The 1681-nt window shown below is 62.5% G+C and carries 2 protein-coding genes; both read right to left on the reverse strand.

The window, feature by feature from the left end; all coding sequences use genetic code 11:
• Window positions 1-974, reverse strand: a 974-nt coding sequence (locus Q4E95_RS09815; protein WP_303383140.1) for an alpha-amylase family glycosyl hydrolase, incomplete at its 3' end; no start/stop codon positions are given.
• A 332-nt stretch (window positions 975-1306) separates the two neighbouring features.
• Window positions 1307-1681: glycine betaine ABC transporter substrate-binding protein (locus Q4E95_RS09820; protein ID WP_303383137.1), on the reverse strand; the 375-nt coding region annotated here is incomplete at its 5' end.

Here is a 1681-nt window from a genome sequence, read left to right on the forward strand (position 1 = left end):
ACCTGCGGCTGGGACTCGCACGTAGTTCCCAACTGCTTCCAGATGAACGCCACCGCATCCAGCCGCAACACCTGCGCACCCTGATTGGCCAGGAACAGCATTTCGGATGCCATGGCCCGGAACACCGCGGGATTGGAATAGTTCAGATCCCACTGGAAACGGTGGAACGTGGTCCACACCCAGCGGGGATCCTCTTCCGAACCACTGGCGGCGCGGCCGGCGGGGGTGGCATCCACTCGGGTGAACACCCCCGGATGGTCATCAGGGAAGATCTCGCGCACGGTTTCCTCGAACTGGGCGGGCACGGTGCGGTTCGGATAAATCCAGTAGAACTGCTCGTAGAACGGGTCTCCCGCCGCGGCGGCCTGGGCCCATTCATGTTCGTTGGAGGTGTGGTTGAAGACGAAGTCCAGCACCAGGGCAATACCCTCCGCGCGTAGTTCTTCCGCGAGTTGTGCCAGCTCGTTCATGGTGCCCAGCGCCGGATCCACACGTCGGTAGGAGGACACGGCATAGCCGCCGTCCGAATTGCCCTCGGGGCACTCGTACAACGGCATCAGGTGCAGGTAATTGAGGCCCAATTCCTTGAAGTACGGGATGCGTTCACGCAATCGGGCAATGGTCCCGGCGTAGCGGTCCACGTAGCAGACGCCGCCCACGGCCTGCCGGGACAGGAACCATGACGGCTCCGCCTCCCGGTCCTGATCCAGCGTCTTGAGGTCTGCCGGACGCTGCGCGTAGGAATCCCACGCGGTGAGAACACTCGCGGCCGCCAGGTCCCAGAAGTCCGAGCGCTGCCCGTAAACGGCGCACAGCCCGTCCACGAGTTGACCGGCGTGGGAACTGAGCCGGCGCAGAAAGACCTCGCGATCGGCCGCGGAGACACGATCGTCCTGAGCCAGGCGCCGTCTCATGGCGCCGATGAGCTCATCCTGGCTCGTAACGGTCGGGAGGATTATTTTTTGGTGCACCACAGCGGTCTCCTCGGTCTCCCCACGGCAATAGATCTGTGGGGTGGTTCCGAGCTCGAAATCCCCCTTGACGCCGAGCCCTTACGGACAGTGCCACCATCCGGTGGATCGTGGCTTCCCCAGCATAGACATGTTGGTTAGTGCCCTAACAAGGTGGCGCGTACGTGTCGCGCTCCGTGGCCCTCCGGTTACTGCACAGGTTGTGCACAGAGTTATCCACAGGTGTGGAAAGTGCGGCGTGTCGAACGAGAACTGACCTGCCCGAATACAGTATTCGAGCAGGTCAGCCTCGGTTTGTCAGAGTTCCCACCGACTGTGGACAACCCCTGTGGAAACTAGGACTGGTAGCCGTTCTCCGTCAACCATTCAGCGGCAGCATCGGCCGGGTTCATTTGCTGTTCACCGCTGACCTTCCTGTTCAGGTCGATCAGATCCTGCGTGGTCAGCTTGCCCGAGAACTCGTTCAGGGCGTCCTGGGCCTCCTGCGGCAGGCGATCCGGGGCGGTCAGCGGCAACACCTGCTGGGCAATGAAGTTGTTCTGAGGGTCCTCCAGCACCACCAGGTTCTCGTCCTCGACGGCCGGGGTGGTCGTGAAGATGTTGGCCACCTGCACGTCACCGCTGGTGAGGGCCTGCACGGTCAGGGGGCCGGAGCCGTCATTGATGGGCTCGAAGGACTTGAAGGTGCAGTTGTACTTCTCCTCCAGGCC

The sequence above is a fragment of the Kocuria sp. genome (assembly GCF_030536815.1).
Classification (GTDB): domain Bacteria; phylum Actinomycetota; class Actinomycetes; order Actinomycetales; family Micrococcaceae; genus Kocuria; species Kocuria gwangalliensis.